Source organism: Erwinia sp. 2186 (assembly GCF_057812255.1).
On sequence record NZ_CM173824.1, the window covers coordinates 1,159,786 to 1,173,556 of the forward strand.

At 52.5% G+C, this 13,771-nt stretch carries 10 protein-coding genes, 1 rRNA gene and 1 other annotated feature; of the genes, 6 read left to right on the top strand and 5 right to left on the bottom strand.

The features are described 5' to 3' along the window. Window positions 1–288: 288 nt before the first annotated feature. Both ACXKZG_RS05355 and tyrA read left to right on the top strand, forming a co-directional pair. Window positions 289–1,368 (top strand): 3-deoxy-7-phosphoheptulonate synthase, encoded by a 1,080-nt coding sequence (locus tag ACXKZG_RS05355; RefSeq protein WP_206403679.1) that lies wholly within the window; start codon window positions 289–291, stop codon window positions 1,366–1,368. Between the two features lie 2 nt (window positions 1,369–1,370). Continuing rightward, window positions 1,371–2,492, top strand: coding sequence for a bifunctional chorismate mutase/prephenate dehydrogenase (tyrA, locus tag ACXKZG_RS05360; protein WP_471721090.1), 1,122 nt, complete (start codon window positions 1,371–1,373; stop codon window positions 2,490–2,492). A gap of 33 nt (window positions 2,493–2,525) precedes the next feature. Here tyrA and ACXKZG_RS05365 read toward each other — a convergent pair whose 3' ends face one another. The 5 genes from ACXKZG_RS05365 to bamD all read right to left on the bottom strand — a co-directional run bounded on the left by ACXKZG_RS05365 (window position 2,526) and on the right by bamD (window position 7,177). Further along, complete coding sequence (locus ACXKZG_RS05365; protein WP_488875819.1) at window positions 2,526–3,245, bottom strand: substrate-binding domain-containing protein; 720 nt, start codon at window positions 3,243–3,245, stop codon at window positions 2,526–2,528. Beyond that, window positions 3,245–4,297: an ABC transporter substrate-binding protein gene (locus ACXKZG_RS05370; protein WP_488875820.1), complete on the bottom strand. Its 1,053-nt coding sequence runs from the start codon at window positions 4,295–4,297 to the stop codon at window positions 3,245–3,247. The genes ACXKZG_RS05365 and ACXKZG_RS05370 overlap by 1 nt, the downstream gene beginning before the upstream one ends. A 132-nt stretch (window positions 4,298–4,429) precedes the next feature. Further along, window positions 4,430–5,590, bottom strand: coding sequence for a bifunctional chorismate mutase/prephenate dehydratase (gene pheA / locus ACXKZG_RS05375; RefSeq protein WP_053143930.1), 1,161 nt, complete (start codon window positions 5,588–5,590; stop codon window positions 4,430–4,432). Window positions 5,591–5,613: 23 nt separating this feature from the next. After that, window positions 5,614–5,747, bottom strand: a sequence feature (Phe leader region). A gap of 97 nt (window positions 5,748–5,844) precedes the next feature. Then, window positions 5,845–6,177: a ribosome-associated translation inhibitor RaiA gene (gene raiA, locus ACXKZG_RS05380; protein WP_013203478.1), complete on the bottom strand. Its 333-nt coding sequence runs from the start codon at window positions 6,175–6,177 to the stop codon at window positions 5,845–5,847. Window positions 6,178–6,445: 268 nt separating this feature from the next. After that, the gene (gene bamD / locus ACXKZG_RS05385; protein ID WP_013203477.1) at window positions 6,446–7,177 is read right to left on the bottom strand and encodes an outer membrane protein assembly factor BamD; all 732 of its coding nucleotides are present in this window, start codon (window positions 7,175–7,177) and stop codon (window positions 6,446–6,448) included. Window positions 7,178–7,307: 130 nt separating this feature from the next. Here bamD and rluD point away from each other — a divergent pair, with 130 nt between their 5' ends. The 4 genes from rluD (at window position 7,308) to ACXKZG_RS05405 (ending at window position 13,728) form a co-directional block, all read left to right on the top strand. After that, on the top strand, window positions 7,308–8,285 hold the full coding sequence (gene rluD / locus ACXKZG_RS05390; protein WP_013203476.1) for a 23S rRNA pseudouridine(1911/1915/1917) synthase RluD: 978 nt from the start codon (window positions 7,308–7,310) through the stop codon (window positions 8,283–8,285). Next, the gene (gene yfiH / locus ACXKZG_RS05395; protein WP_488875821.1) at window positions 8,285–9,013 is read left to right on the top strand and encodes a purine nucleoside phosphorylase YfiH; all 729 of its coding nucleotides are present in this window, start codon (window positions 8,285–8,287) and stop codon (window positions 9,011–9,013) included. Before rluD ends, yfiH begins: the two co-directional genes overlap by 1 nt. A 125-nt stretch (window positions 9,014–9,138) precedes the next feature. Next, window positions 9,139–11,712: an ATP-dependent chaperone ClpB gene (clpB, locus tag ACXKZG_RS05400; RefSeq protein WP_346567022.1), complete on the top strand. Its 2,574-nt coding sequence runs from the start codon at window positions 9,139–9,141 to the stop codon at window positions 11,710–11,712. 475 nt (window positions 11,713–12,187) lie between these two features. Then, a 16S ribosomal RNA gene (locus tag ACXKZG_RS05405) occupies window positions 12,188–13,728 on the top strand. Window positions 13,729–13,771 lie beyond the last annotated feature (43 nt).

Sequence of the window (13,771 nt, forward strand, 5' to 3'; positions counted from 1 at the left end):
TTTATGGACGCGCAGAAAACCTAGAGTGAACGGGATGGCACGAATAAAACAGGGGAAATTTCACATATCAGTGTAAAGTTAAGTGTACATATGATTTGTGGGTTAGGGGTGCACTAGGTTATTTATAGATATGATTTATATAGATTTATTTAAATAAGTTCAAAGGGTGATTGGTTGTGGTAATAAAAGTGTACATGCGTGGATTGAGTTTTGTATCGCATATGATACATTGTCAATCACCCCATAGAGGGCTGACCTACGCATATCGAGAGAAACAGGATGACCATCATGCAAAAAGACGCGCTTAATAATGTCCATATCGCTGGCGAACAGATTCTGATCACGCCAGAAGAGTTAAAAAAACAGTTCCCGCTGAATGCAGCGCTGGAAGCGCAAATCACCGCTTCCCGCCAGACCATTGCCGATATCACCAGCGGCAAAGATCACCGTTTGTTGGTGGTTTGTGGCCCTTGCTCAATTCACGATACTGAAGCCGCGTTGGAATATGCTCGTCAGCTGAAAGGTCTCTCCGAGCAACTGAAGGATCAGTTGTACATCGTTATGCGTGTCTATTTTGAAAAACCTCGTACGACCGTTGGCTGGAAAGGCTTAATCAACGACCCGTACATGGATAACTCTTTCGATATGGAAGCCGGTCTGCACATTGCTCGCCGTCTGTTGTTGGACCTGGTTGAAATGGGCCTGCCGCTGGCGACCGAAGCGCTGGATCCTAACAGCCCGCAATACCTTGGCGATCTGTTCAGCTGGTCAGCAATTGGTGCGCGTACCACAGAATCTCAGACTCACCGCGAAATGGCATCGGGCTTATCCATGCCGGTTGGCTTTAAAAATGGCACTGACGGCAGCCTGGGCACGGCGATCAACGCCATGCGTGCGGCATCAATGCCTCACCGTTTTGTCGGCATCAATCAGAGTGGCCAGGTGTGCCTGTTGCAGACCCAGGGCAATCCGGATGGTCATGTGATCCTGCGTGGCGGCAAAAGCCCGAACTACGGCCCGGAAGATGTCGCGCAGTGTGAAAAAGAGATGCGTCAGGCGGGACTCCGTCCTTCCTTGATGATAGATTGCAGCCATGGCAATTCTAACAAAGATTTTCGTCGTCAGTCCGGCGTGGCTGAATCTGCGGTAGCGCAGATCAAAGACGGCAACCGTTCAATTATGGGCCTGATGCTGGAAAGCAATATTCACGAAGGCAACCAGTCTTCCGAGCAACCGCGCAGCGATATGCGCTACGGCGTTTCCGTTACTGATGCCTGCATCAACTGGGAAACCACGGAAACCTTGCTGCGTGAAATTCATCAGGACCTGAACGGAGTGCTGGCGGCGCGTCTGTCGCAAGAGGATTAATTATGGTGGCTGAACTGACCGCGCTACGCGATCAAATTGATGAAGTTGATAAAGCGCTGCTCGATCTGCTGGCCAAACGTCTGCACCTCGTCGCTGAAGTCGGCGAGGTAAAGAGCCGTTATGGATTACCGATTTATGTTCCAGAGCGTGAAGCCTCAATGCTGGCTTCACGCCGCAAAGAAGCTGAGTTGCTCGGTGTCCCGCCTGACCTGATCGAAGATATTCTTCGTCGGGTGATGCGTGAATCCTACACCAGCGAAAATGATAAAGGCTTTAAAACGCTGAATCCCGATCTGCGCCCGGTGGTGATTGTCGGTGGCAGAGGGCAGATGGGGCGTCTGTTTGAAAAGATGCTCACGCTGTCCGGCTATCAGGTGAAGATCCTTGATAAAGAAGACTGGGAACAGGCTGAGAGTATGCTGTCTGATGCCGGAATGGTGATCATCAGCGTACCGATCCACCTGACCGAGCAGGTGATTGCCGGGCTGCCGCCATTGCCTGACGACTGTATTCTGGTCGATCTGGCATCGGTAAAAAACAGTCCGTTGCAGGCGATGTTGGCGGCGCACAGCGGCCCGGTTTTAGGCCTGCACCCGATGTTTGGTCCGGACAGTGGAAGCCTGGCGAAGCAGTTAGTGGTTTGGTGCGATGGCCGTCAGCCAGAGGCCTATCAATGGCTGCTGGAACAGATTCAGGTGTGGGGCGCGCGTCTACACCGCATCAGCGCGGTGGAACACGATCAGAACATGGCCTTTATTCAGGCGCTGCGTCACTTCGCAACCTTCGCTTATGGCTTACATCTGGCCGAAGAGAATGTGCAGCTCGAACAGCTGCTGGCGCTCTCCTCGCCAATCTACCGGCTGGAGTTGGCGATGGTGGGCAGGCTGTTTGCTCAGGACCCACAGTTGTATGCGGACATCATTATGTCGTCCGAGAACAATCTGGCGCTGATTAAACGTTACTACGAGCGATTCGGTGAAGCTATCAAGCTGCTGGAGCAGGGCGATAAGCAGGCGTTTATTACCAGCTTCCGCAAAGTGGAGCACTGGTTTGGCGATTATGCCCAACGCTTCATGCTGGAAAGCCGTACGCTGCTACGCCAGGCGAATGACAGCCGACCGTAATCTCTCCATTAAAAGGCCGGAAACGGCCTTTTTCTATTCACTGCAAAAACCCGCATCCTTAAATATTTGCTGAGCCCTGGCTGACAGTAGAAATGCTGCCAGTGGTTGCGCACGCTCCTGACACACGGCAAAAGCATAATCAGCCGTGATTTGCCAGGGCGCGGGAATGGATAGCGTCACCAGGTTTCCCTTCTCTTTCAGCAATGGCGCGTAGCTCTGATAGCCAATAAACATCTCAGCCTGTTTGGTATTCAGTAACCAGCTCGCAGCCAGTTCTCCGGCCGGGATGGCTGGGCTTTGCGGGCCACCAACCAGTGGCATCGCTCGCTGCTTTAACGCCGTGCCTTCTCCGGGATGCGTCGCGTCAATACGATCAAAAAGCTGCCAGGTATAATCGCCTGACGGATCGCTTAATGGCGTGGACGTTGCCAGGCGCAAGTGCGGATCCCGCAACAGATCTAACCAGTCACGACCTTGCTTAGCCAGCGTAGCGGTAACGCTCAGACAGAGTTGATTGTGGGTAAACAGGGCGGTATGGATTGCCTGTCCTTTCTCAACCAAAGTCTGAGGATGGGCTGAGTTGGCTGACGCAAACAGATCGCAGGCTTCGCCCTGTTCGATGCGTTGCAACAGCAGGCCAGCAGGACCAAAATCAGTCGTCACGCTGATGCCACTTTCCCGTTCGAATGCCGTCATTAAGCTGGGCCAGACCACCCGCAGGCTGCCGGCCGCTAAGACCGTTATGCTGCACATCAATTACCGCCAACGTAGTGAGTACGGTAGAAACGTTGATACCAGCTGTCGGCTCTTTTCTGCATATCGACATCGCTGAATTTTTCAGGATACAGCTTCTTCGCCATCCACAGTTCGCCCAGTGCCAGCGCTTCCGGCATTGGATAACCCCAGGCCTTTGCATACTCAGGCATCAGATAAACGCGGTGATTTTTTACCGCATCTACGGCTTGCCAGGCTGGCTGCTGATTGATCTCATCGATCACTTTTGGGTAACGGTCCTGTACAAAGATCACCTGCGGGTTCCAGGCGATGATTTGCTCCATCGAGACCTGCTTGAAGCCTTTGACCGTGGCTGCCGCGACGTTCAACGCACCGGCATGTGCCATCATCAACCCGGTGTATTTTCCGGAACCATAAGTCGTCAGATCCGGATTGGCCATAAAAGCGCGGATCCGCCGTTCGGCAGGAATGTCTTTCAGTCGATCCGCCGTTTGCTGGCGCTCGTCAAAGGTCGCTTTAATCAGCGCTTCGGCCTGTGGCTGATGGTTTACCACCTCACCGATCAATCTGATCCCGTCCTTCAGTCCCTGGTTATAAGCCTGATCTTCGTTCTGTAACTGAGGGTTCAGTTCACCTTGCTGTTTCTCATCACCGCTACGCAGTGAAATCGCAATCACCGCAATGCCAAGGTTTTGGATCTGGTCGATCATCTCTTTCGGGGCGTAGTTGGTGACAAAAACTACCTGCGGATGCAGCGCGACCAATTTCTCCACGTCAACATGCGTCAGATCGCCCAGCGCAGGAATGGTGGCCAGCTGCGGGACCAGACGCTGATAGCCGTCTCCTAACTGTTGTTTCCAGTTACCCAGAATGCCAACCATGGTATTGGTCGCGTCGAGCTGGACTAACAGGTTCAGCGTCTGATGCTGCAGAACCACCACGCGATCGACACGATCCGGGATGGTGACCTGCCGGCCTAACTGATCGGTGACCTGACGGGCAGCCTGGGAGCAAAAAGGAGCAAGGACGAGTAGGGTGGTAAAAGCAGCAGTCTTGAAGGCGCGCAACATGGTGATTCCCTGAGTAACGTTATATAAAGCATAATATAGCGTTAGGTCGAATGGAGACAATGATTCTGCGTAAACAAGTCGAGGAGGCATCGGCCGGGGTTGAGATGGCCGATGCCTGGAAGGCGTTAAAGCTTATTCAGGTTCAACCGGGATAACGTTTTCGCTCGGGTAGCAACCCAGCACTTTCAGGGAACGGGTAATCGGCGTCAGCTCTTTTAACGCCTGCTGAACCTCATCGGAACGCAGGTTGCCCTGGAAATCGATATAAAACATCTCTTCCCATGGATTGCCGTTGATGGGACGGGATTCCAGCTTACTCATCACCAGGTTGTGCTGACGCAGAACCAGCAGGGCTTCTACCAGCGCACCCGCTTGCTGGCCGGTTGCCATAATCAGCGTGGTTTTAGCGGGAACCTGCGGCGTCACCTCTACCGGTTTGCGGGCGAGGATAATGAAGCGGGTGATATTTTGCTTCTGATTCGCCAGGTTACGTTCCAGTACCTGCAGCCCATAAAGATCTCCGCCTGCTTCGCTGCCAATGGCGGCAACTTTAGGCGAGTTCATTGCGGCGACTTTTTCCATTGCGGCAGCCGTGCTTTCGGTGTACTCAATTTTCCAGTGCGGATAGCGATTAATGAACTGGCTACACTGCTGGAAAGGCTGAGGATGACTGTAAACCGTCTCGATTTGTTGCAGATCGGTGCTGCCGTTGACCAGTACGCAGTGATCGATCGGAATGGTCATCTCGCCGACAATTGAAAGGCTGGTCAGCTGCAGCAGGTCATAGACATCGTTGATCGAGCCGGAGCTGGTATTTTCAATCGGCAACACCGCATAGTCCGCCTGGCCGGTTTCGACCTGATTAAAGATGTCCTGGAATTTCAGACAGCCGCTTTCGATAAACGTCTCGAAATGGCGCGCGGCGTAGTTGCGTGCAGCCAGATGGGAGTAAGAACCTTTCGGGCCGAGGAAGGCAACGCGTGCGGATTGAGCCGTGGTCTTATTGAGGTGCTTTTGCAGCAGGGCTTGCTGCGTCAGCACCGAGTCTTCGATAATCAGCTGAAACAGACGCGTGATGTAATGCGCGTCCAGCTTGTGGCCTTTGCCAAGGGTAATCAGATGCTCAAGCAGGTCTCGCTCGCGGTCGATGTCGCGGATTGGGCGATGTGTTGCCATCTTCGCCGTTGCAACCTCAATCGCCAGCGCCCGGCGTTGAGCAAGCATATTCAGCAGTTGTTCATCCAGCGCGCTGATTTTATCGCGCAGGCCGAGCAGGGGATTCTCAGGGGTCATAAGGCTACCTGTCAGATGTTCATAAAAAAAAAGCCTCCCGCTGGGGAGGCTTTGTAGTTCGTCTTCGCATTCATTCTTACACGACGAATTGCCTCCCAATCAGGGGAAGGTAAAGAAGGTAAAAAAGAATGCGAAGAAGAACGGTCGTTTTTGCATTGTGCTATCCAGAACCGGAGAGCGTTTAAAGTAACCGCTGCAATTTATTTCTGTCAATAAAAAACGCGCCCTGAGGCGCGTTATCTTCCTTTTGACGTCTATTCCTGATCGATGATGCTCAGGTCTTTCACACTGGCATTGGCGCGGCGCGCTTCACCTTTATGCTGAACCTTGTTCAGCTGGCGTTCCAGTTTTCCGATCAGATCATTGATAGCCGTATACATATCATCATGCTTCGCGCTGGCGACCAGCGGGCCATTTGGCGTATTGATGGTGGCATCAGCGACAAATTCCTTCGGCTCCTTTGAAAGAACGATATGGGGTTTTATCAGGTCAGTTTGCCATTTTTCGAGCTTGGCGAGACGGTCTTCGACATGTTGGCGGATAGCCGGAGTGATTTCCATGTGCTTGCTGGTAATGTTCAGAACCATAGTGCTTACCTCTCTGTCATTTCCGTCGAATGTAGGTCCAGCATACCTCGAAAAAGAGGTTTATGCGTGATTCACATCACGTTTTTTTGTCACTTTTTGTCAATGTGGAGAAATCTGTGAGATGGGAGGAGAAATGCTGAAATGGGGGTTGTCGGGGCGCTTTTTAGCGGGCATTATTGACTGGATAACTCAGAAGAGAACTGGCCAAACAGCAGGAATTCTGAGCAAAAAAATGGCAGCCACGGGCTGCCATTTTTCATTTCAACGCTTAAGCCTGATTTGCTGCAATCAACTTAGCGACTTTGTCCGCTTCAGCATTTAACTGCAGCTGACGGTATGCATTTTCCATCAGTGGCAGTGCCGTGCGCGTAGCCTGAGTGTCCGGATAATCTTTCATCATTTGCTCAACACGGTTAACTACTGCGACATAAGCCTCGCGCTTAGTGTAGAATTGAGCAACGGATAATTCATATTTCGCCAGACGATCTTTCAGATACACCAGACGCTTTCTTGCATCTGTTGCATATTGACTGTTCGGGTAACCGCGCAGCAGCTGAGAGAAATCATGGAAGGCGTCACGCGCATGCGTCGGATCGCGGTCAGAGCGGTCGATGCCGAAAAAGCCCTGCAGTGCGCTATCGTCCAGCGCCATATCCGTCAGACCACGCATATAAATCACGTAATCAATATTCGGGTGGGTTGGATTCAGACGCATGAAGCGGTCAATTGCGGCCTGCGCCAGCGGCAAATCGGCATTTTTGTAGTAAGCGTAGATCAAGTCTAGCTGAACTTGCTGGGAGTAAGGGCCGAACGGGTAGCGGTTATCAAGCGCTTCCAGTTGCGTTATTGCTCCTTTAAAGTTACCGTCCTGCAGTTTTTGCTGGGCTGTGGCATAGATTTCAGAAGGCGGATTGTCAGGCACCGTTTCCTTCGAACCGGAACAACCAGCCAATGCCAGGCTCAACGTGGCTGCAGCCACCAGATATTTCATACGCGTCATGACGATTTGATTATCCTCAGAGTGTTATTCAGGAAGCTGTCCATGTAGCTCCCGATAGTGACCAGGTACAATAGCACATTATATTAAACGGCATCGCCGTGAAAACCCAACGTTAACGAAGAAGCTGTTTATGGCACAACAAGTAAAACTCAACGCAACGGTATCCGAATCACAACTCGGACAACGCTTAGATCAGGCTTTGGCCGAATTGTTCCCTGATTATTCTCGATCTCGCATAAAAGAGTGGATTCTCGACCGTCGCGTCACCGTCAATGGCGTAATCATCGACAAACCGAAGGAAAAAGTGCTCGGTAGCGAACAAATCGCTATTGATGCTGAAATTGAAGAAGAAGCACGCTGGGAAGCGCAGGACATTCCTTTAGACATCGTATATGAAGATGAAGACATTCTGGTCATCAACAAACCACGCGGTCTGGTTGTCCATCCCGGTGCCGGTAATCCCGATGGCACCGTGCTGAATGCACTGTTGCATCATTTCCCGGCCATCGCTGACGTGCCGCGTGCGGGTATCGTTCATCGCCTCGATAAAGACACAACGGGTCTGATGGTGGTGGCGAAAACCGTTCCAGCTCAAACGCATCTGGTGGAATCTTTGCAGTTAAGAGAAATCACCCGTGAGTATGAAGCTGTGGCGATCGGCAGAATGACAGCGGGCGGTACGGTTGACGAGCCTATCAGCCGTCACTCCACCAAGCGTACGCATATGGCGGTTCACCCAACCGGTAAACCTGCCACTACGCATTACCGCATCATGGAGCATTTCCGTGTGCATACGCGCCTGCGTCTGCGTCTGGAAACCGGCCGTACTCACCAGATCCGTGTCCATATGGCGCACATTAACCATCCGCTGGTGGGCGATCAGTTATACGGTGGCCGTCCGCGTCCGCCGAAGGGCGCGTCGGAGTCATTTATTGCGATGCTGCGTAAGTTCGATCGTCAGGCTCTGCATGCCACCATGCTTCGCCTGTACCATCCGATTAGTGGCATTGAAATGGAATGGCATGCGCCGTTGCCTCAGGATATGGTTGACCTGATCGCAGAGATGAAAGCGGATACCGCTGAATTCAAGGATCAGATGGACTGGTAATGAGCCTGATCACGCCTGACTGGACGCTGCCTGCCACTGTGCGGGCATGCAGCTCAACCCGAGTGGGTGGCGTAAGCTGCTTGCCGTGGGACTCACTGAATCTTGGCGCACATGTTGGGGATAATCCTCTGCATGTGCAGGCTAATCGTCAGCGTCTGGTTGAGCTGGGCGAGCTGCCTGCAATGCCAGTCTGGCTTGAACAAGTTCATGGTACTGAGGTGCTTCACCTGACGGGCGGTCAACCTGACAGCTTAAAGGCGGATGCCGTATACACCCGTCAGCGCGGAATACCTTGCGCCGTGATGACAGCCGACTGTTTGCCGGTGCTTTTTTGTTCTTCAGATGGCAAGGAAGTGGCGGCGGCACATGCTGGCTGGCGAGGTCTTTGCCAGGGCGTACTGGAATCGACGCTGGCAGCATTTAATGCTCAGCCGGAAGAGATACATGCCTGGCTGGGGCCGGCGATCGGGCCAGACGCTTTTGAAGTAGGTCCCGAGGTTCGGGACGCATTTTTAGCGCAAAAAATGCACAGTGACAGGGCTTTCAGGCCTGTTGGTGAAAAATATTATGCGGATATTTGGCAACTTGCCAGAGAGCGTTTAGTCCGCAGCGGAGTGCGCCACATCTCGGGTGGCGGCCTTTGCACCCTCTCAAAACCCACTGAATTCTTCTCCTTCCGACGCGATGGCATCACCGGCCGTCTGGCAAGTTTGATCTGGCTGATATAACCTAGCGCCATAAGACGGTCCAGAATGATGTATTTTTCACCAAAATATTTAGGTCATTAAACTTGAAAATTTGAGGGATGACCTCATTTAATCTCCAGTAGCAATTTGACCTGAATGGGGGAATTATGCGTCTGGATCGTCTTACTAACAAATTCCAGCTTGCTCTCGCCGATGCCCAGTCTTTAGCCCTGGGTCGCGACAATCAATTTATCGAACCTCTCCACTTAATGAGTGCATTACTGACTCAGGAAGGCGGATCCGTACGTCCTTTACTGACCACCGCCGGTGTTGATACCGCTGCTTTGCGCAGCAGTGTTGAACAGGCTATCGGCCGTTTGCCGCAGGTGGAAGGAACGGATGGCGATGTTCAGCCTTCTGCGGACCTGGTTCGTGTTCTGAATCTCTGTGACAAGCTGGCTCAAAAACGTGCTGATAATTTCATTTCATCCGAACTGTTTGTTCTGGCTGCTCTTGAGTCGCGCGGTTCGCTGGCCGATCTTCTGAAATCTGCCGGTGTAACCACTGACAAACTGAGCAAGGCAATTGACCAAATGCGTGGAGGCGAAAACGTGAACGATCAAGGGGCTGAAGATCAGCGCCAGGCACTGAAAAAATACACCATCGACCTGACCGAACGTGCTGAGTCCGGCAAACTGGACCCGGTGATTGGTCGTGATGAAGAAATTCGTCGCACCATTCAGGTTCTGCAGCGCCGTACAAAAAACAACCCGGTTTTGATCGGTGAGCCTGGTGTAGGTAAAACCGCTATCGTCGAAGGGCTTGCCCAGCGAATCATAAATGGCGAAGTGCCGGAGGGGCTGAAAGGGCGCCGGGTGCTTTCTCTTGATATGGGGGCGCTGGTGGCCGGCGCGAAATACCGCGGTGAGTTCGAAGAGCGTCTGAAAGCCGTACTGAACGATCTCTCTAAACAGGAAGGCAATGTCATTCTGTTTATTGATGAGCTGCATACTATGGTTGGCGCAGGTAAAGCTGACGGCGCGATGGATGCCGGTAACATGCTCAAACCTGCACTGGCTCGCGGTGAGCTTCACTGCGTAGGCGCGACCACTCTCGATGAGTATCGTCAGTATATTGAGAAAGATGCGGCTCTGGAGCGTCGTTTCCAGAAAGTGTATGTGGCTGAGCCAACCGTGGAAGATACCATCGCGATCCTGCGTGGTCTGAAAGAGCGATATGAGCTGCACCACCATGTGCAGATCACCGATCCGGCTATCGTGGCTGCGGCAACCTTATCGCATCGCTATATTGCCGACCGTCAGCTGCCGGATAAAGCCATCGACCTGATTGATGAAGCCGGTTCCAGCATTCGTATGCAGATTGATTCAAAACCGGAATCTCTGGATCGCCTGGAACGCCGCATCATCCAGCTGAAGCTTGAGCAACAGGCTCTGAAGAAAGAGACTGACGATGCCAGCCTCAAACGACTGTCTATGCTGGAAGATGAGCTGAACCAGAAAGAGCGTGATTACTCTGAGCTTGAAGAAGAGTGGAAATCGGAGAAAGCCTCTCTTTCCGGCACCCAGACAATTAAAGCTGAGCTGGAACAGGCGAAGCTGGCAATGGAACAGGCGCGTCGTCTTGGCGATCTGGCTCAGATGTCTGAACTGCAGTACGGGAAAATCCCTGAGCTGGAAAAACAGCTGGCTCTGGCTACGCAGTCTGAAGGCAAAACCATGCGTTTGCTGCGTAACCGGGTAACCGAAGTTGAAATTGCTGACGTGCTGGCTCGCTGGACAGGGATCCCTGTCGACAGGATGATGGAAGGGGAGCGCGATAAGTTACTGCGTATGGAGCAGGATCTGCATCAGCGTGTGATTGGACAGAATGAAGCGGTCGAAGCCGTGTCGAATGCGATTCGCCGTAGTCGTGCGGGTCTGGCGGATCCTAATCGTCCGATTGGTTCATTCCTGTTCCTTGGCCCGACAGGGGTGGGTAAGACCGAGCTGTGCAAAGCGCTGGCTAACTTTATGTTCGACAGTGACGATGCGATGGTACGTCTCGATATGTCCGAGTTTATGGAGAAGCATTCAGTATCCCGTTTGGTGGGTGCACCTCCAGGTTATGTCGGATATGAAGAGGGCGGTTACCTGACTGAAGCTGTCCGTCGCCGGCCGTATTCGGTGATCCTGTTGGATGAGGTGGAGAAAGCGCACCCGGATGTCTTCAACATCCTACTGCAGGTTCTGGATGATGGACGTCTGACGGATGGTCAGGGTAGAACGGTCGACTTCCGTAACACGGTGGTGATCATGACCTCTAACCTGGGCTCCGATCTGATTCAGGAACGGTTTGGCGCGCTTAGCTATCCGGAAATGAAAGACGTGGTGATGACGGTAGTCGGTCAGCACTTCCGTCCGGAGTTCATTAACCGTATAGATGAGCTGGTGGTCTTCCATCCGTTGGGTGAGCAGCATATTGCTTCTATAGCCAAGATTCAGTTGCAGCGTCTTTACGATCGCCTGGCCGATCGCGGATATGACTTACACATTTCCGATGCTGCGTTGCATAAGCTTGCTGAAAATGGCTATGACCCGGTTTATGGTGCTCGTCCGTTGAAGCGTGCTATCCAGCAGCAGATCGAGAACCCGCTGGCGCAGCAGATACTTTCTGGTGCACTGATCCCGGGTAAAACGATCGAAATGGATGTAAAAGACGATGCCATAGTGGCTCAGCAGTAATCGCGGTAAAAACAAAAATGGGCCTTCGGGCCCATTTTTGTTTAATAAGTGGTCGTAAAAGGGGCCAGTTTGGCGTTTTGGGTTGAAAATTGAGCGGTTGAATGTTTTTTTGCATTTAGCCCTTGTCAGTCTCCAGAAATTCCCTATACTGCGCCTCCACTGACACGGAACAACGACTTACGAGTCACCGGGTCAGAGGTTCAGGAAGCTGAATCGCCGGAGAAAAACTTCCCAAAAAGAAGTTGACTCTGAAGGAGGAAAGCGTAATATACGCCACCTCGCAGTAAGGCGCCAAGGCACTTACCGCAACGCTCTTTAACAATTTATCAGACAATCTGTGTGGGCACTCGCAGGATTGATATCAGCGCCGCAAGGCGCAAAAAAATATCAAGCCTTAAGAGTGAACACATAATGAAATTCATTATGACGTTTTACACTTGAGCACCGCTGAACTTGTTTCAGCAAATCGAACTTTTAATTGAAGAGTTTGATCATGGCTCAGATTGAACGCTGGCGGCAGGCCTAACACATGCAAGTCGAACGGTAGCACAGAGAGCTTGCTCTCGGGTGACGAGTGGCGGACGGGTGAGTAATGTCTGGGAAACTGCCTGATGGAGGGGGATAACTACTGGAAACGGTAGCTAATACCGCATAACGTCTTCGGACCAAAGTGGGGGACCTTCGGGCCTCACACCATCGGATGTGCCCAGATGGGATTAGCTAGTAGGTGGGGTAATGGCTCACCTAGGCGACGATCCCTAGCTGGTCTGAGAGGATGACCAGCCACACTGGAACTGAGACACGGTCCAGACTCCTACGGGAGGCAGCAGTGGGGAATATTGCACAATGGGCGCAAGCCTGATGCAGCCATGCCGCGTGTATGAAGAAGGCCTTCGGGTTGTAAAGTACTTTCAGCGGGGAGGAAGGCGGTAAGGTTAATAACCTTATCGATTGACGTTACCCGCAGAAGAAGCACCGGCTAACTCCGTGCCAGCAGCCGCGGTAATACGGAGGGTGCAAGCGTTAATCGGAATTACTGGGCGTAAAGCGCACGCAGGCGGTCTGTCAAGTCAGATGTGAAATCCCCGGGCTTAACCTGGGAACTGCATTTGAAACTGGCAGGCTAGAGTCTTGTAGAGGGGGGTAGAATTCCAGGTGTAGCGGTGAAATGCGTAGAGATCTGGAGGAATACCGGTGGCGAAGGCGGCCCCCTGGACAAAGACTGACGCTCAGGTGCGAAAGCGTGGGGAGCAAACAGGATTAGATACCCTGGTAGTCCACGCCGTAAACGATGTCGACTTGGAGGTTGTGCCCTTGAGGCGTGGCTTCCGGAGCTAACGCGTTAAGTCGACCGCCTGGGGAGTACGGCCGCAAGGTTAAAACTCAAATGAATTGACGGGGGCCCGCACAAGCGGTGGAGCATGTGGTTTAATTCGATGCAACGCGAAGAACCTTACCTGGCCTTGACATCCACGGAATTCGGCAGAGATGCCTTAGTGCCTTCGGGAACCGTGAGACAGGTGCTGCATGGCTGTCGTCAGCTCGTGTTGTGAAATGTTGGGTTAAGTCCCGCAACGAGCGCAACCCTTATCCTTTGTTGCCAGCGAGTAATGTCGGGAACTCAAAGGAGACTGCCGGTGACAAACCGGAGGAAGGTGGGGATGACGTCAAGTCATCATGGCCCTTACGGCCAGGGCTACACACGTGCTACAATGGCGCATACAAAGAGAAGCGAACTCGCGAGAGCAAGCGGACCTCACAAAGTGCGTCGTAGTCCGGATCGGAGTCTGCAACTCGACTCCGTGAAGTCGGAATCGCTAGTAATCGTAGATCAGAATGCTACGGTGAATACGTTCCCGGGCCTTGTACACACCGCCCGTCACACCATGGGAGTGGGTTGCAAAAGAAGTAGGTAGCTTAACCTTCGGGAGGGCGCTTACCACTTTGTGATTCATGACTGGGGTGAAGTCGTAACAAGGTAACCGTAGGGGAACCTGCGGTTGGATCACCTCCTTACCTGAAGATACCTTCCCGCGTAGTGTCCACAACAGATTGTCTG

Excerpts from the sequence above, each read along its gene's own strand:
- ACXKZG_RS05355 (WP_206403679.1), top strand. The coding sequence starts at position 289 with ATGCAAAAAGACGCGCTTAATAATGTCCATATCGCTGGCGAACAGATT.
- pheA (WP_053143930.1), bottom strand. The coding sequence starts at position 5,590 with ATGACCCCTGAGAATCCCCTGCTCGGCCTGCGCGATAAAATCAGCGCG.
- tyrA (WP_471721090.1), top strand. The coding sequence starts at position 1,371 with ATGGTGGCTGAACTGACCGCGCTACGCGATCAAATTGATGAAGTTGAT.
- rluD (WP_013203476.1), top strand. The coding sequence starts at position 7,308 with ATGGCACAACAAGTAAAACTCAACGCAACGGTATCCGAATCACAACTC.
- ACXKZG_RS05370 (WP_488875820.1), bottom strand. The coding sequence starts at position 4,297 with ATGTTGCGCGCCTTCAAGACTGCTGCTTTTACCACCCTACTCGTCCTT.
- raiA (WP_013203478.1), bottom strand. The coding sequence starts at position 6,177 with ATGGTTCTGAACATTACCAGCAAGCACATGGAAATCACTCCGGCTATC.
- yfiH (WP_488875821.1), top strand. The coding sequence starts at position 8,285 with ATGAGCCTGATCACGCCTGACTGGACGCTGCCTGCCACTGTGCGGGCA.
- clpB (WP_346567022.1), top strand. The coding sequence starts at position 9,139 with ATGCGTCTGGATCGTCTTACTAACAAATTCCAGCTTGCTCTCGCCGAT.
- ACXKZG_RS05365 (WP_488875819.1), bottom strand. The coding sequence starts at position 3,245 with ATGTGCAGCATAACGGTCTTAGCGGCCGGCAGCCTGCGGGTGGTCTGG.
- bamD (WP_013203477.1), bottom strand. The coding sequence starts at position 7,177 with ATGACGCGTATGAAATATCTGGTGGCTGCAGCCACGTTGAGCCTGGCA.